The organism is Pigmentiphaga litoralis (assembly GCF_014651835.1).
GTDB lineage: Bacteria > Pseudomonadota > Gammaproteobacteria > Burkholderiales > Burkholderiaceae_B > Pigmentiphaga > Pigmentiphaga litoralis.
Map to the genome: position 1 here is coordinate 3,454,777 of NZ_BMXQ01000001.1, position 14,798 is coordinate 3,469,574.

Consider the following 14,798-nt stretch of genomic DNA (forward strand, 5'->3'; position numbering starts at 1 on the left):
CCGCCGCGCGCGGCCTGCCCGCTCTGCCCTGACCATCGATGCCACCGATCCGCCTTCCCGCCCGACTCGCGCTGCTGCCCTATCTTGGCAAGTGGCTGCTGCTGTCGGCCGTGGTGGCGGTCCTGGCTGGCAGCGCATCGGCCGCCTTTCTGTTTGCGCTCGACACCGTCACGGCCACCCGCGGCGCCAACCTGTGGCTGATCTGGCTGCTGCCCGTTGCCGGCTTCGTGGTCGGCTGGGTGTACATGCAGGTCGGACAACCGGTTGAAGCTGGCAACAATTTGCTGATCGAAGCGATCCACGATCCGGACCGCCCCGTGCCCTTCCGCATGGTCCCGCTCATCTTTGGCGGCACGGTCGTCTCGCATCTGGTCGGCGCATCGGTCGGCCGGGAAGGCACCGCCGTGCAGATGGGTGGCGCGCTGGCCGACCAGGTGCGACGCGTGTTTCGGCTGTCGCCTGCCGATCGCCGCATCCTGCTCATGGCCGGCATGAGCGCCGGCTTTGCCTCCGTCTTCGGCACACCGCTTGCCGGCGCCGTGTTCGGGCTCGAAGTGCTGGTGATCGGACGCCTGCGATACGACGCCCTGCTGCCCTGCTTTCTGGCCGCCATCCTGGCAGAAATGGTCGGCCGGTACTGGGGTGTTCAGCATACTCACTACCCGATAGGCCAGGTCGTCGCCCTTGGCCTGGGCCCACTGGCTGCCGTCTTGCTAGCCGGCGCGGTGTTCGGTCTGGTCAGCCGCGCATTTGGCGCGGCCACGCATGCCACCGGCGCCCTCTTCAAACGCCATATCCACTATGGACCGCTGCGGCCCGTGATCGGAGGCCTGGTGCTCGCCGTGGCGGTGTGGGCGACCGGCGCCTATGACGTCATCGGCCTGGGCATACCCACGATCGTCCAGACCTTCCATGAACCCGTCGCGCCGGGCCTCTTCCTTGAAAAGATGGCCGCCACCGTGCTGTCCCTGGGCAGCGGCTTCAAGGGCGGCGAAGTCACGCCGCTGTTCTTCATCGGCGCGACCCTGGGCAACGCCATGGCGCCCCTGCTCGACCTGCCCTTTGCCATGCTGGCCGGCCTGGGCTTCGTTGCCGTGTTCGCTGGCGCGGCCAACACCCCCCTTGCCGGCACCGTCATGGCGATTGAACTGTTCGGACCGCAGATCGGGCCGTTCGCGGCGCTGGCGTGCATCATGGCGTATCTCTTTTCCGGCCAGGGCGGGATCTATCGTGCGCAGCGGATGGGCGATGGCAAGTTGGGGCTGAACCAGGACGGCCCGGGTCCACGCGACTGATCTTTTACATCCGGGCGCGCCAGGCTATCGATCCGCCGCCCGCATCGCCACCCCTCTTTTTCTCGAGGCTGCATGACCCCACCTTCCTTACCCCTTCCCGACATCACCCTGGCCGGCACGCTGTTCGACACCTTGCGGCAGAACAGCTTGGATGGCACCGGCATCACGCGCGACAGTTACGGCAAAGGTGAACAGGCCGCGCACGACCTGATCATCCGCACCGCGCAATCGCTGGATCTGGAAGTCGCGATCGATGGCACCCGCAACTTGTACGTGACGCTGCCCGGGGTGGATCGCTCTGCACCCTGCACCATGACCGGATCCCATCTGGACTCGGTCCCGGCTGGCGGCAATTACGACGGCGCGGCAGGCGTGGTGGCTGGCATGGCCGTGCTGGCAGGGTGGCGCGCCGCGGGCCTGACGCCGCCGCACGACATGACCGTGATGGGCGTTCGCGCCGAAGAAAGCACCTGGTTTCCCTATTCGTACCTGGGCAGCAAAGGCGCATTCGGCCAGATCGACAGCGCGGCCGTGCTGGCCCTGCCGCGCAGCGACACGGGCCGCAGCCTGGCCAGCCACCTGACCGAATGCGGTGGCGACCCGGCCACCTTTGGCCAGGCGTGGTTGTCGCCCGACCGTATCGCGCGCTTTGTCGAACTGCATATCGAGCAGGGTCCGGTGTTGATCGAAGCCGGCCTGCCGGTGGGCGTGGTGACCGGCATTCGCGGCGCAATCCGCTATCGTGATGCCCGCGCCGTCGGTACGTATGCGCATTCGGGCGCAGTGCCCCGTCGCAGCCGTCACGACGCGGTCCGCGCCGCCGCTTTATTCATTGCCGCCATCGACCAGGATTGGGAACGGCTCGAAGATGCCGGCCGAGATCTGGTCATTACCTTCGGCAAGCTGTCCACCAATCCGGCGCAGCACGCGTTCAGCAAGGTTGCCGGCGAGATCGACATCTGCATGGACATCCGCAGCCTGGAGCCGGAAACGCTGATCGAGGTCGATGCGCTGCTGGCGCGTCGCGCCGCCGAAATTGCCGACCGCGCCCGGGTCCAGTTTGTTCTGGGCGAACGCACGGGGTCGGCGCCAGCCGTGATGGACGTGGCGATCATCGCGCAGCTGTCAGACGCCGCGAAAGCGCTCGGGATCCCTGCCATGCGCATTGCCAGCGGCGCCGGACACGATGCCGCCGTGTTCGCGCAGAACGGCATACCGACCGGAATGATCTTCGTGCGGAACGATCGGGGCTCGCACAATCCCGAGGAAGCCATGGATATGAATGACTTTGCGATGGGTGCGCGGCTGCTTGCCCACGCCTTGTGCCCGTCCTGGCCGGCCAGGCCCGAATAGGACCTGCACCGTCTGACCGCCGTCGCCGCGCCACTGTTGCGCCGTGTCATCCTGTCACCACTGGCCCGCCCGTCCTGACGGGTGACCCGCTACCATACTGAACGGCTCGCGGCATGCGAGTGCGGCAGTGTGGCGGGGCATGGTGCGACAGGACAACAAGAAAGGCGGCAGGACGGGGTGGCGACGGTGGGCCGGCGGGTGGTGTGCCCTGCTGGCCATGTGGCTATGGGTGTCCGTGACGGCCGTTGCCGCGGTGGCCGCCGCGCCCGCTGCGGCGGACATCACGCCCCTTCCCTTTGATGGCGGTGGTGACGCCATGCGCGTCGGCCCACACGCGCAGATCTTCGAAGATACCCGCGGTGACCTGGCCTTCACCCAGTTGCGATCGACCACGACCGGCTGGCGCGCGGGGCCGTCGGACACGTTCAATTTCGGGGTATCGAAGTCGGTGTGGTGGGTGCGCACCCGCATCCACAACGTGACAGCGGGTCCGCTGCGGATGGTGGTCGACCTGGGCACGCCCAATATGGACTATGTGGATGCCTATGTGGTCGCGTCCGATGGGCAGGTGCGCCAGCAGGTGCATACCGGGGACCGCCTGCCGTTTTCGACCCGCGGCATCCATGACCGCACCTTGGCCTTCGCCCATACCCTGAACGGCAACGAAACCGTGGACGTGTACCTGCGGGTGGCGACGCATGACGGGCTGTTCGAGTTGATGCCGCTGCGGGTGTTCAGCATCAAGGGTTTTGTCGAACATACGCATGACGAGAACCTGCTGATCAGCCTGTTCCACGGCGGGCTCATCGTGCTGGTGCTCTACAACCTGTTCCTGTTCGTGTCGACGCGTGAAAAGAACTTCGGGCTGTATGTCGTGTACCTGGTCGTGTTCCTGGTCAACAGCTTCGCGTTCCGCGGATTCGACATGGAACATTTGTGGCCGAACTCGCCGCGCCTGCACAACATTGTGGTCGGCGTCAGCGCCAGCCTGATCTTCGCCAGTGGTGGCGCGTTCACGATGGCGTATCTGCATCTGCGCCGCACCGCCGCGCCGTGGGTATGGCAGGTGGCGGCGGCGCTGGTCGCGGCCAATCTGGGCGGCGCGCTGCTGGGCCTGTTCGACTTCTACACCTTGGCCGCGGGTTTTGCCGCGATCTTCGGACTGGCGCTGGTGCTGTTCCTGTACGTGACCGCGGCCGTGCTGGCAATGCGCGACGTGCGCGAAGCGCGTTACGTGGTCATGGCCTTCACGGCGCTGATCTGCAGCGCCGTCCTCTATTACCTGCAGCTGCTGGATGTCCTGCCCGCGACCCGGGTCAGCTTCTGGGCCATGCTGGCGGGGTCCTGGATTGAATTGATGGTGCTGGGTTTCGGGCTGGCTGATGCCATGAACACGCTCAAGACGCAGAAGTTGCAGGCCGAACGCTCTGCGCGCGAGAACCAGGAAGCCATGGCGCTGCGCCTGGAAAAGCGGGTGGTGGAGCGCACGCTGGAACTGGCCGAGGCCAACCGGCAGCTCAGTACCCTGTCGATCACGGATGAGCTGACCGGCGCCTACAACCGGCGGCATTTCGATCAGCAGTGCGCGCAGCGCCTGGCGCACCGTGGACGGGGCGAGCCGATCGCACTGTGCATTTTCGATATCGATTTCTTCAAGCAATACAACGATCGCTATGGCCACGTCGCAGGCGATGCCGTGCTGCGGCGCTTCAGTCACGCCGTGCTGTCGGTGCTGCATCCGGAAGGCCATCCCTTTTTCCGGCTGGGCGGCGAAGAGTTCGCAACAGTGTTCACCACGCCAACCGCAGCAGAGGCCGATGCGCTGGCGCACCGGCTGCGTGAGACGGTCAATGCGCTGGCCGTGCCACATGCGGACAGTCCGCGCGGCATCGTGACCGCCAGTTTCGGCGTGGCATGGTGGGGCGGCGAAGCGCTGGACGACCTGACGCCCGAGGTGCTGTACGCCGCGGCGGATCGGCTGCTATACGAAGCCAAGCGCGGGGGGCGAGATCGTGTGGTGGTGCACACGCAGCCCGGTTTGACGGACCCGCATCACCGCGCGGCCGGCAGCTGATAGCGCTCCATCTCACGCGTGCGGGGATGCTCGGGACCATAGGTGCGGCGCGCCAGGCCCCGCGCTTCAGCCAGGGTGCGTTCGGCATCGGCGCGTTTGGTGGGCTGCATGGCCAGCACCTGCGCAAGGACGAAGGTGCGCGACGCAATGGCGTCGCTCTCGCCCGAGGGAGCCGACGACGGTGACGTGCGTTTGATGGCTTCACGCGCGGCCCCCTCGGCCTCGGCTGCGCGGCCCTGGAAGCGGCTCACGACGGCTCGCGACACGAAGTAGTCGGCGGCTGCGGGGCTGGATTCCACGCCGTTCTTTTTCAGCTCGTCGAGCAGGATGGCCCCGCGGCCTGCAGCGCCTGTCTTGGCCAGGTCGCCGGCCAGCAGCACACCTGCCGCAAGGGTGTTGATGTCAGTCGGGCCCAGTGCCTTCAGGAATCCACCGTAGGCAATGACGCCGTACCTGACCGCTTCGGCGCTGTCACCGCGATACGAATGGCCGGTCGCCATCAAGGTATAGCCATAGGCCTGGTTGACGTTGCCTTCGCCCATCAGGCGGGCAATGTCGGCGTTGAACCGCTGGCCTTCCTGGATCGCAAGGTCGTATCGGCCGGCGTCGAGGGCACGCATGCCGCTCTCGAAGATCTGCTGGACGGCGACGGCGGGATTGGCTGCTGGAGCTGCCGCGCCCGCCGCCGCGGTACCGGGGGCCATCGTCGCCGGCGCGTCCGCATCCGCGGGAGTGGCTGCAATTGCCGCCAGTGGCGCCATGCCCATCATCGCCGCCAGCAGCATCGCGTTCGTCGTTGCTTGAAGTCCACGCACCATCTTGTCGTCCTTGTCAGTCGCTGCGCCGGCGGCTGGCGTAGCGCCAGCACCCGGCCCTGCACGGCTGCTCATCATAACCGGGGGTTCTGGCCCGATGCAGGCACCGATACACCCTGCAATCGGCCCTGGCGCCAGCGCCGGACCTGCCGCGTCGCCTACACTTCACTCTTGTTGCCAGCAAAGCATGGCCGCCCTATCTGCCCGTTTCCCACTGCCCACCCCGATGTCCGCTTACCTGATTGCCGCCTTCTATCAATTCGTTGACCTGCCCGATTTTGTCGAGCGCAAGCCGGCGCTGCTTGCCTGTTGTGAAGCCAACGACGTGCTTGGCATGATCCTGCTCGCCGAAGAAGGCGTGAATGGCACCATCGCCGGCCCTCCGGCAGGCGTGCATGCCGTGCTGGACCACCTGCGCGCCTTTCCCGGCATGGCCGGTCTGGTGCACAAGGAATCGTTCGCCGACACCGCCCCGTTCTATCGCATGAAAGTCCGGCTGAAGAAAGAGATCGTGACCCTGGGCGTGCCCGGCATCAGCCCGACCCGCATGGCCGGCACGTATGTCAAACCCGAAGACTGGAATGCGCTGATCAGCGACCCCGACGTGGTGGTGATTGACGTTCGCAACGATTACGAAGTGTCGCTGGGAACGTTCAAGGGCGCGATCGATCCGCGCACCCGTCACTTCAGCGACCTGCCGGAATGGGTGGAAGGGCAGGACGTGCTCAAGACGAAACCCAAGGTGGCCATGTTCTGCACGGGCGGCATCCGCTGCGAAAAATCGACGGCATTGCTGCGCGCGCAGGGCTTCGACGAGGTCTATCACCTGGAAGGCGGCATCCTCAAATACCTGGAAACCGTGCCGGAAGCGAGCAGCCTGTGGGAAGGCGAATGTTTCGTCTTTGACGAGCGCGTATCGGTGGGCCATGGGCTGAAGGTGGGCGAAGCCGTTCTGTGCCGGGCCTGCCGCCACCCGCTGACCAAAGAGGACCTGGCGTCGCCACTGTTTGAAGCGGGCGTCAGTTGCCCGCACTGCCACGGCACCAAAACAGACGCCCAGCAGCGCAGCATTGCCGAGCGCCACCGGCAGGTGGAACTGGCCAGACAGCGCAACCAGCGGCACATTGGCGCGCGCTTTCCGGCGGTGCCCGCCAAAGATGCGGACGACGCATCGTGAGCCCACCCCTTCCCGTGCTGTATTCCTTCCGCCGCTGCCCGTACGCCATGCGTGCGCGGCTGGCGATCGCGGCAAGCGGACAGCCCTGCGAGCTGCGTGAAGTCGTGCTGCGCAACAAGCCCGCCGAGATGCTGCAGGCCTCGCCCAAGGGTACCGTGCCGGTGCTTGTCGATACCTATGGCTCCATCGTGGACCAGAGCCTGGACATCATGCAGTGGGCCTTGCGACGCAATGATCCGGCGCAGTGGTTATGCCCGGAACGGGAAACAGCCGACGCGATGTTTGCGCTTATCGCCGAGAACGATGGCGCCTTCAAACGGCATCTGGACCGCTACAAGTATCCGGATCGGTATGAGGGCATCGATGCCATGGCGGAACGCGAGGGCGGCGCCACGTGGCTGCGCGGGCTGGACGCCCGGCTGCGGGCGCACCCGTGGTTGTTCGGCAGCCGCCCGTGCCTGGCCGACATGGCGATCGCACCGTTCGTTCGGCAGTTCGCGCATACCGATGCCGCATGGTTTGCCGAGCAGGACTGGCCTGCGCTACAGGCCTGGCTGGCCCGCATCCTGGACAGCGACGCCTTTGCCCACGTCATGCAGAAATGGACGCCATGGGCATCGGGCACGGAAGGCATCGCCTTTCCCGGATGATCCGTGCACGGATCATCAGCACGCGGATCATCAGCACCCGGATGATCAGCCCGCTGACGGTCAGTACACCTCGGGCACGATGATGCTGTCGGGCACCGGGTTGCGCACGTAATCGTCGTGCCGCACCCGCGGCGGCAGCACGATGGGCGCATGCTCCACTTCTTCATAAGGCATCTGCGACAGCAGGTGGTGGATGCAGTTCAGGCGCGCCTTCTTCTTGTCCACCGCCTGCACCACCCACCACGGCGCTTCGGGAATGTGCGTGCGCTCCAGCATCACTTCCTTGGCCTTGGTGTAGTCCTCCCAGCGGCGGCGCGATTCCAGATCCATGGGGCTCAGCTTCCACTGCTTGAGCGGGTCGTGGATCCGCCCCAGAAAGCGCAAATGCTGTTCTTCGTCCGAGATCGAAAACCAGTATTTGATGACCTGGATGCCCGATCGCACCAGCATCTTTTCGAACTCGGGCACCGACCGGAAGAACTCTTCGACCTCGTCTTCGGAGCAGAAACCCATCACCCGCTCGACCCCGGCGCGGTTGTACCAGCTGCGATCGAACAGCACCATTTCGCCCGCGGCCGGCAGGTGCGAGACATAGCGCTGGAAATACCACTGCGTGCGCTCGCGATCGTTGGGCGCCGGCAGCGCGGCGACGCGCGCCACGCGGGGATTCAGGCGCTGCGTGATGCGCTTGATCACGCCCCCCTTGCCGGCGGCGTCGCGCCCTTCAAAAATGATGACGACCTTGTGGCGCGCCTTGACCACCCAGTCCTGCAGCTTGACCAGTTCGCCCTGCAAGCGGAACAGCTCGCGAAAGTACTGGCGGCGTTCGGCACGTTCTTCGTCGGAGGCGTTCGGCGCCAGGCTGTCCGACAGCCCGTCCAGCGGCCGGTCTTCCAGCTCCAGTTCCAGCTCTTCGTCGTAGCTGTCGGCCAAGTCCAGGCGGATGCGCCGGATCAAATCATCGTCGTTGCTTAACATGTCGAGGTCCGGACTAAAAGGCGGTTGGACCCCGACGCTACACCCGCCGCGCTGCAACCGTGTGACAGGTTTTGGTCAAGGCTGACCGCACGCCAGGTTCGCAGGGACGGCAATGTCCATCAGGCGCGGATGCGGCAGGTGCAGACCCTGCATGATCGCAATGTAGGCCTCGCGCGTCTTGCCCGCCAGACGCGGATTGCAGCGCTTTTCCTCGCCAATGCTCGACGCCGTCCAGCCCTTGTAGTCGTGCCCGGGATACAGCGTGGTGTCGTCCGGCAACGTGAACAGTTGCTGGATCGAATCCCAGGACCGCCCCGCATCGCCGCCCTGGAAATCGGTTCGACCAGTCCCCCGGATCAGCAGCGCATCGCCGGTGAACACCGCGCGCGGGTGATCCGGGTCCAGTACGAAACTGAAGGACTCGTTGGTGTGCCCCGGCGTGTAGCGCGCCTCCAGCACCACGCCGTCGACGCGCAGGCGCTCGCCATCCTGCACCCTGCGGGACACGCAGGTCGCTTGCGAGAACTCCCCCATGACCGTCACGCAGCCCGTGTCATCGCGCAGGTCACCCAGCGCGGTCACATGGTCGGCATGCGTGTGCGTGTCGATCGCGTGCACGAGACGCACGTCCAGGTCACGCAACAGCGTGCTGTACGTCGGCATCTGTTCCTTGACCGGGTCGATCAGCAGCGCTTCGCCGCCGACACGGGACGCAAGCAGATACGTGTAGGTGCTGGAGGTGGCATCGAACAGTTGGCGAAAGAGCATGAAGGCACTCCAATGGGAAGGCGTCGCACTTTATTACCTCCGAGTATAAGCAAATAACTTGCAGGGATATAGCCCTGCGGATCGTTGCACCCGACATCAATACCGTGGCGTACATGTTGGTGCCGGTGGTGTAATCCCCTCGATGCATGCCTTTTCCCCTCTGATCCGTTACTTCGAAGAAGTCGCCACCCAAGGCTCGGTGCGCCGCGCCGCCGAGCGCCTGCATATCTCGCCGTCGGCGGTCACACGTCAAATCCTGAAGCTGGAAGAGGCGCTCGACATGCAGCTCTTTGACCGGTTGCCGCGCGGCGTCAGGCTGACCTCGGCGGGCGAATTGCTGCTGGCGTCGGTGCATCGGCTGCAACGCGACTTCGACAGCGCCATCACGCAGGTCGATGCGTTGAAGGGCCTGCGCCGCGGCCGCATCTCGATCGGGGTGATGCAACATTTCAGCGACCAGGTGATTCCGGACCTGATCACCGAGCTCAATGCGCAATACCCGGGCATCGTCTTTACCGTATTCGTCGGCAATTCGGACGACATCGTCGATCGGATCGCCAAGGGTGAACTCGACATCGGCCTGTGCTGGGAGCCACCGGCCTCCGCACCCGTCCGGCGCGTGCGCACCGCCGCCATGGCGATCGGCCTGGTGGTGCGGCCCGATCATCCGTATGCCACCCGCAAGAGCGTGCGGCTGCGCGAATGCGCGCGCCTTCCGCTGATCCTGCCGACTGACGACATGGAACTGCGCCGCGTGCTGGACAGCACGCTGCACGGCGCGGCGGAACGGCTGGATCCCATGACCGAGACCAATTCGATTGCCACTTTGCGGCAACTGACGCTGCTGGGCACGGGCGTCGCCATCATGGCGCGCATCAACATCGTGCGCGATATCCGCGAAGGACGACTGGTGCATGTTCCGCTGTCGGACAAGGGTGTGAAGTCCTTCCACTTCGCGTTGCTGGTTCGCAGCGAACGCAACCTGTCGGTCGCGGCGGCCATGCTGCTCGAGCTGCTTGAAAGCCGCTTCAACGGCTATGTGGGCCACGACACCGGGCGGGCAACGGCGCGCTGACGGTGATCGCGGCGTCAAGGCAGGCCGGATTCTGCGTTGCTTTCAAGTGAACGCAGGCATCGAAAAACGATGCTGGTTGGCACCGGACGCCGATAGTAGAGTGCAGCCTTCCTCCAGTCATCGTCGAAGGCCACTCCAATGCGGTCACTGTTCTCTTTACCCCGCCGGGCCGTGCTGCTCGGCCTGCTTGCCCTGTCCGCGGCCGGGGTTACCGTTCCCGATGTGGCCAGCGCACAAGCCGCGACGGCGTCCCCCGTCAAGATCCGCTTCCAGCTGGACTGGCGCTTCGAAGCCAGCGCGATCCCCTACATCCTTGCGCAGCGCAAAGGCTACTTTGCGCAGGAAGGCCTGGATGTCAGCATCAACGTCGGATCCGGCGCATCGGCCACCGTCACGCGTCTGGCGACAGGTACGGTCGACATGGGTGTGGGCGACATGTCGTCGGTGATCGAGTTTGCCGCCAACAATCCGCAACTGCCTGCGCGCGCGGTTTTCCTGGTGTACGAGAATTCGCCCGCCGCCATCATGTCCTTGAAAAAGACAGGCATCCGCCGCGTGGCCGACCTGAAAGGCAAGACCATCGGCAGCCCGGTCAACGACGGTGCACGCAAGGTGTTTCCCCTGCTGGCTGCCGCCAATGGACTGGCGCCGAACGATGTGACGTGGATGTCGATCGAGCCTGCCATGCGCGAGACCATGCTGGTCCGCGGCCAGGTCGATGCCATCGCGGCCTACCTGGCGTCGGGCCTGATGTCGCTCGAAAAACTCGGCGTGCCCGCCGATCAGATCCAGATCCTGCCCTATGCCGACAACGGCGTGCAGATCTACGGCAATGCCGTGCTTGCCAGTACCGCGTTTCTGCAATCGCATCCTGATGCGGTCCGCGGTTTTCTGAAAGCCGTGGCGCGTGCGTTCAAGGACATCTATGCCGACCGTGCCGAAGCCGTCCGTGCACTGAAGGCTTTCGAGCCCTTGATCGAAGTGCCGGTGGAAACGACACGCCTCAACATCTTCCTTGACCGGCAGGTGGATACGCCGCTGTCCCGCCGCAACGGCATCGGAGAAATCGATCCCCGGCGCCTGCTGGAAAACATCGACCGGCTTGCGCCCGAAATGAAGCTGAAGACCCGTCCGGACGCCGCCAGTCTGATCGACATGCGCTTCCTGCCGTCCCGCGCCGAGCGCGCCGTCATCGCACCCTGAGCAGGCGCCATCATGACCGGCACGAAATCTTCCTCCCTGACAACGGCGACGCCGCTTACCGTTCCGACCATTGCCTTTGGCGACTTCCGGGATGGCGATGCGGCCACCCGCCAGGCCATCGCGGCGCGGATCATCGCGGCCGGGGAAACCTATGGCTTCTTCTACCTGTCGGACAACGGCGTGCCGCGCGCGCAGATCGACGCGGCGTTCGATGCGGCACGGGCGTTCTTTGCCCTGCCCCTGGCCGAGCGCATGGCCTGCCGCGCCGGCGAAAAACGCCAGAACCGGGGCTACCAGCCCATGTTCGACACGCAACAGCGTGCCGAAGCCACGCCTGACGGCAAGGAATCGTTCGACATGGGGTTTCCGTTTCCGGCGGACGACCCAGGCGTGGTGGCAGGCCTGCCCTTCCACGGCCGCAATACCTGGCCAGACATGCCGGGCTTCCGGGACACGATCGAAGGCCTGTACACCCGCCTGCTGACCACCGGCCATGACGTGCTGCGTGCCATGGCCGTGGGCCTGGGAGCCGACCCGGAGCTGTTCGCCGGGCAATGCCAGCGGCCGTCCACCAACATGCGGCTGGTGCACTACCCGCCGCAAGTCCAGATCGCGGGCCGTACCGACAAGGGCGCGGGCGCCCATACCGATCGCGGCCTGATCACCCTGTTGCTCAATGACAATGAGGCCGGCCTGGAAGTGCAGTCGCTGGACGGCACGTGGATCGCCGTGCCGCCGAAGGAAGATGCCCTGATCGTCAACGTCGGGCAGTTGATGACGCGCTGGACCAATGGAAGGCTGCGGTCGGCCGTGCATCGCGTCATCAATGCGTCAGGACGCGAGCGGTATTCGATCCCGCAGTTCCACCACCCCGACTATCACACGGTGGTGGATCCCCGCGACCTGCCGTTGACGGACGAACCGGCCTTCGATGCGGTGGTGGCCGGCGACTTCGTCGCAAAGGGATTCGGCGCCGACCGCGCGTCCTGGAAGACCGCTTAAAACCCTTCCAGCACCACCTTGCCTTTTGCCTTGCCTGACTCGATCAGCGCGTGCGCGCGTTTCAGGTTGTCGGCGTTGATCGTGCCGAACTGCTCGCCCAGGGTAGTGCGCAGGATGCCCGCGTCGATCAGGTCGGCCACTTCGTTCAGCAGGTGGTGCTGCTCGATCATGTCGGGCGTCTGGAACAGCGAGCGCGTGAACATCAGTTCCCAGTGCACCGACACAGCCTTGCGTTTAAGCGGCATGATGTCCAGCGTCTTGGGATCGTCGATCAGCAGCAGCTTGCCTTGCGGGGCCACAACGTCGACGATGCCGTCGAAGTGATCCGACGTGTTGGTCAGGCTGGCGATCTTTTCCACATGCGGAATGCCCAGCGCCTGCAATTGCGGCAGGAAGGGCTTGCTGTGATCGATGACGTGATGGGCGCCCAAGGACAGGCACCACTCGCGCGTCTCGGGGCGTGATGCCGTCGCGATCACCGTCAGTCCGGTCAGGCGCCGCGCCAGCTGGATCAGGATCGACCCCACGCCGCCTGCGCCGCCAATGATCAGCAGGTGGCCCGCGTCGCGCTTCTTGCCCACCACGGCGCCCAGCCGGTCGAACAGCAGTTCCCAGGCGGTGATGGCGGTCAGAGGCAAGGCGGCGGCTTCGGCGTTGCTCAGGGTGGAGGGCTTGCGGCCAACGATGCGTTCGTCGACCAGATGGAATTCTGCGTTGGCGCCGGGCCGTGCAATCGAGCCGGCGTAGTACACCGCGTCGCCCACCTTGAACAGGGTCACGTCAGGCCCGACGGCTTCGACGATGCCCACCGCATCCCACCCCAATACCTTGGCCTCGCCTTCGGGCGGCGCGGCGCTTTTGCGCACCTTGGTATCGACCGGGTTGACCGAGATGGCCTGCACGGCCACCAGCAGATCGCGGCCCGTGGCCTGCGGTTTGGGCAGGTCCAGGTCCACCAGCGCGGCGGGATCGTTGATCGGAAAGGGGGTGCGGTAGCCGACGGCTTTCATGGCGTTGCCTTGCGAGAGAGAGGACGAACCGCTAAATTAGGCCATACCGACGTTTCGGTAAATACGCCAATTTTGTGTATCTAGTACCCTTTTGGATACTGTCCCATGACACCCAAAACCTACGACTGCGCGGCAGGCTGCCCGGTCGAAGCCACCCTGGACCTGATCGACGGCAAGTGGAAAGGCGTGATCCTGTACCACTTGTGCGACGGCACCTTGCGCTTCAACCAGCTGCGCAAGGCGCTGGCCGGCATCACCCAGCGCATGCTGACCAAACAGCTGCGCGAACTGGAAGAGTGCGGGCTGGTCGTGCGCAAGGTCTATGCGCAGGTGCCGCCCAAGGTCGAGTACACCCTGTCGGCGGAAGGCGAAAGCCTGCGGCCGGTGATCGCGGCGCTGGCGACCTGGGGCACGGCGCGGATCGCGCGCGTGAACGAAGGCCTCGCCCTGCACGCAGCCTAGCTCTGCAGTTGTACTATGCACACGGTCCGGCGCCCTTGCCGGACGCCATTCACAGCGGCCGATGAAGACACCCAAAAGAATCCTACCCCTCGTTGAAGAAGGCCTCGTCGATGACGTCCTGCGTCAGTTGATGAGCGGCAAGGAAGCGACCGTGTACGTGGTCCGCTGCGGCGACGACGTGCGCTGCGCAAAGGTCTACAAAGAGGCCAACCAGCGCGCGTTCCACCAGGCCGTCTCGTATACCGAGGGCCGCAAGGTCAAGAACAGCCGACAGGCGCGCGCCATGGAAAAAGGCACCCGCTATGGCCGCAAGATGCAGGAAGAGACCTGGCAGACCGCCGAGGTCGACGCGCTGTATCGCCTGGCGAACGCCGGTGTGCGTGTACCGCAGCCCTATCTGTGCCACGAGGGCGTGCTCCTGATGGAACTGGTGACGGACGCCGACGGCAATGCCGCGCCGCGCCTGAACGATATCGAGCTGACGCCCGAACTGGCCCGCCGCTATCACGCGATGCTGATCGAGCAGGTCGTGCTGATGCTGTGTGCAGGCGTGGTGCACGGCGACCTGTCCGAATACAACATCCTGGTCGATGCCAACGGCCCGGTCATCATCGACCTGCCGCAGGCCATCGATGCGGCGGCCAACAACAACGCGGGCGTGATGCTGGAGCGCGACGTCGAGAACCTGGCGACCTTCTTTGCACAGACGGCGCCGGAACTGGCCGACACGCAATACGGCAAGGAAATCTGGAAGGCGTACGAGGCGGGCGAATTGCGGCCCGGCATGACGCTGACCGGCAAGGTCGAAGTCGACCACCGTCCGGCCGATGTGGGCGCGGTGCTGCGCGATATCGAAGCGGTGCGGCGCGAAGAGGAAGAGCGGCTGCGCGCCCTGCAGGAAATGCGGGACTGAGCACGCGGGACTGAGCACGCTCG

General features: G+C 65.2%; 14 protein-coding genes. 10 read left to right on the forward strand and 4 right to left on the reverse strand.

Translation table 11 applies throughout. The features are described from left to right. Window positions 1-38 precede the first annotated feature (38 nt). The 3 genes from IE116_RS15735 (at window position 39) to IE116_RS15745 (ending at window position 4,722) form a co-directional block, all read left to right on the forward strand. Window positions 39-1,295 (forward strand): voltage-gated chloride channel family protein, encoded by a 1,257-nt coding sequence (locus IE116_RS15735; protein WP_189613900.1) that lies wholly within the window; start codon window positions 39-41, stop codon window positions 1,293-1,295. Window positions 1,296-1,367: 72 nt separating this feature from the next. Beyond that, window positions 1,368-2,648, forward strand: a complete 1,281-nt coding sequence (locus IE116_RS15740) for a Zn-dependent hydrolase (RefSeq protein ID WP_189613901.1) — start codon at window positions 1,368-1,370, stop codon at window positions 2,646-2,648. Between the two features lie 139 nt (window positions 2,649-2,787). Then, a complete protein-coding gene (locus IE116_RS15745) occupies window positions 2,788-4,722 on the forward strand; it encodes a sensor domain-containing diguanylate cyclase (protein ID WP_189613902.1) in 1,935 nt (644 codons plus the stop codon). Here the strand turns inward: IE116_RS15745 and IE116_RS15750 are convergent. Then, the gene (locus tag IE116_RS15750; protein ID WP_189613903.1) at window positions 4,701-5,540 is read right to left on the reverse strand and encodes a hypothetical protein; all 840 of its coding nucleotides are present in this window, start codon (window positions 5,538-5,540) and stop codon (window positions 4,701-4,703) included. The genes IE116_RS15745 and IE116_RS15750 overlap by 22 nt on opposite strands. A 223-nt stretch (window positions 5,541-5,763) precedes the next feature. On the opposite strand from IE116_RS15750, the gene trhO reads away from it, so the two are divergent. Next, complete coding sequence (gene trhO / locus IE116_RS15755; protein WP_189614689.1) at window positions 5,764-6,714, forward strand: oxygen-dependent tRNA uridine(34) hydroxylase TrhO; 951 nt, start codon at window positions 5,764-5,766, stop codon at window positions 6,712-6,714. Continuing rightward, window positions 6,711-7,364, forward strand: coding sequence for a glutathione S-transferase (locus IE116_RS15760; RefSeq protein ID WP_189613904.1), 654 nt, complete (start codon window positions 6,711-6,713; stop codon window positions 7,362-7,364). The genes trhO and IE116_RS15760 overlap by 4 nt, the downstream gene beginning before the upstream one ends. 60 nt (window positions 7,365-7,424) lie before the next feature. Here IE116_RS15760 and ppk2 read toward each other — a convergent pair whose 3' ends face one another. Continuing rightward, the gene (ppk2, locus tag IE116_RS15765) at window positions 7,425-8,342 is read right to left on the reverse strand and encodes a polyphosphate kinase 2 (protein WP_189613905.1); all 918 of its coding nucleotides are present in this window, start codon (window positions 8,340-8,342) and stop codon (window positions 7,425-7,427) included. Window positions 8,343-8,417: 75 nt separating this feature from the next. Then, window positions 8,418-9,110, reverse strand: coding sequence for an MBL fold metallo-hydrolase (locus IE116_RS15770; RefSeq protein WP_189613906.1), 693 nt, complete (start codon window positions 9,108-9,110; stop codon window positions 8,418-8,420). Window positions 9,111-9,252: 142 nt separating this feature from the next. Here IE116_RS15770 and IE116_RS15775 point away from each other — a divergent pair, with 142 nt between their 5' ends. The 3 genes from IE116_RS15775 (at window position 9,253) to IE116_RS15785 (ending at window position 12,390) form a co-directional block, all read left to right on the forward strand. Beyond that, on the forward strand, window positions 9,253-10,185 hold the full coding sequence (locus tag IE116_RS15775) for a LysR family transcriptional regulator (RefSeq protein ID WP_189613907.1): 933 nt from the start codon (window positions 9,253-9,255) through the stop codon (window positions 10,183-10,185). A 138-nt stretch (window positions 10,186-10,323) separates the two neighbouring features. After that, window positions 10,324-11,388 carry an ABC transporter substrate-binding protein gene (locus IE116_RS15780; RefSeq protein WP_189613908.1) on the forward strand — a complete coding sequence of 355 codons (1,065 nt, stop codon included), beginning with the start codon at window positions 10,324-10,326 and terminating at the stop codon, window positions 11,386-11,388. A 12-nt stretch (window positions 11,389-11,400) separates the two neighbouring features. Next, the gene (locus tag IE116_RS15785) at window positions 11,401-12,390 is read left to right on the forward strand and encodes an isopenicillin N synthase family dioxygenase (protein WP_189613909.1); all 990 of its coding nucleotides are present in this window, start codon (window positions 11,401-11,403) and stop codon (window positions 12,388-12,390) included. On the opposite strand, the gene IE116_RS15790 is transcribed toward IE116_RS15785, so the two are convergent. Further along, window positions 12,387-13,400: a zinc-binding alcohol dehydrogenase family protein gene (locus tag IE116_RS15790; protein ID WP_189613910.1), complete on the reverse strand. Its 1,014-nt coding sequence runs from the start codon at window positions 13,398-13,400 to the stop codon at window positions 12,387-12,389. The genes IE116_RS15785 and IE116_RS15790 overlap by 4 nt on opposite strands. Before the next feature lie 105 nt (window positions 13,401-13,505). On the opposite strand from IE116_RS15790, the gene IE116_RS15795 reads away from it, so the two are divergent. Together IE116_RS15795 and IE116_RS15800 are read left to right on the forward strand one after the other, a co-directional pair. Continuing rightward, the gene (locus IE116_RS15795) at window positions 13,506-13,862 is read left to right on the forward strand and encodes a winged helix-turn-helix transcriptional regulator (protein WP_189613911.1); all 357 of its coding nucleotides are present in this window, start codon (window positions 13,506-13,508) and stop codon (window positions 13,860-13,862) included. A gap of 61 nt (window positions 13,863-13,923) precedes the next feature. After that, window positions 13,924-14,775 (forward strand): PA4780 family RIO1-like protein kinase, encoded by an 852-nt coding sequence (locus IE116_RS15800; RefSeq protein ID WP_189613912.1) that lies wholly within the window; start codon window positions 13,924-13,926, stop codon window positions 14,773-14,775. Window positions 14,776-14,798: the final 23 nt, after the last annotated feature.

Bases quoted from the DNA above. Each gene is read 5' to 3' on its own strand.
- IE116_RS15745 (WP_189613902.1), top strand. From the start codon at position 2,788: ATGGTGCGACAGGACAACAAGAAAGGCGGCAGGACGGGGTGGCGACGG.
- ppk2 (WP_189613905.1), bottom strand. From the start codon at position 8,342: ATGTTAAGCAACGACGATGATTTGATCCGGCGCATCCGCCTGGACTTG.
- IE116_RS15735 (WP_189613900.1), top strand. From the start codon at position 39: ATGCCACCGATCCGCCTTCCCGCCCGACTCGCGCTGCTGCCCTATCTT.
- IE116_RS15800 (WP_189613912.1), top strand. From the start codon at position 13,924: ATGAAGACACCCAAAAGAATCCTACCCCTCGTTGAAGAAGGCCTCGTC.
- trhO (WP_189614689.1), top strand. From the start codon at position 5,764: ATGTCCGCTTACCTGATTGCCGCCTTCTATCAATTCGTTGACCTGCCC.
- IE116_RS15770 (WP_189613906.1), bottom strand. From the start codon at position 9,110: ATGCTCTTTCGCCAACTGTTCGATGCCACCTCCAGCACCTACACGTAT.
- IE116_RS15795 (WP_189613911.1), top strand. From the start codon at position 13,506: ATGACACCCAAAACCTACGACTGCGCGGCAGGCTGCCCGGTCGAAGCC.
- IE116_RS15790 (WP_189613910.1), bottom strand. From the start codon at position 13,400: ATGAAAGCCGTCGGCTACCGCACCCCCTTTCCGATCAACGATCCCGCC.
- IE116_RS15785 (WP_189613909.1), top strand. From the start codon at position 11,401: ATGACCGGCACGAAATCTTCCTCCCTGACAACGGCGACGCCGCTTACC.
- IE116_RS15780 (WP_189613908.1), top strand. From the start codon at position 10,324: ATGCGGTCACTGTTCTCTTTACCCCGCCGGGCCGTGCTGCTCGGCCTG.
- IE116_RS15750 (WP_189613903.1), bottom strand. From the start codon at position 5,540: ATGGTGCGTGGACTTCAAGCAACGACGAACGCGATGCTGCTGGCGGCG.
- IE116_RS15740 (WP_189613901.1), top strand. From the start codon at position 1,368: ATGACCCCACCTTCCTTACCCCTTCCCGACATCACCCTGGCCGGCACG.
- IE116_RS15775 (WP_189613907.1), top strand. From the start codon at position 9,253: ATGCATGCCTTTTCCCCTCTGATCCGTTACTTCGAAGAAGTCGCCACC.